This is a genomic window from Streptomyces sp. P17 (assembly GCF_032436805.1).
GTDB lineage: Bacteria > Actinomycetota > Actinomycetes > Streptomycetales > Streptomycetaceae > Streptomyces.
In genome coordinates, this window is record NZ_JAVRBF010001078.1 from 1 (window position 1) to 259 (window position 259).

The 259-nt window shown below is 69.9% G+C and carries 1 protein-coding gene; it reads left to right on the top strand.

Annotated elements, in window-relative coordinates:
* Positions 1–259 (top strand): dihydropteroate synthase (locus tag RMT89_RS43985; RefSeq protein WP_315889360.1); only part of this gene is annotated, 259 nt, incomplete at both ends.

Consider the following 259-nt stretch of genomic DNA (forward strand, 5'->3'; position numbering starts at 1 on the left):
GCGCCGATTTCGGTCGATACGCGCAAGGCGGCGGTGGTGCGGGCGGCGCTGGCCGCCGGGGCGGGGCTGGTCAATGATGTGTCAGGGTTCGATTTCGACCCCGATATGGCGGGTATCGTTGCGGCGTCACAGGCGCCGGTCTGTCTGATGCACGCGCAGGGCCTGCCCGACACCATGCAGGACGACCCGCGCTATGGCGACGTGCTGCTTGACGTCTATGATGCGCTGGCCGTCCGCATCGCGCGGGCCGAGGCGGCGG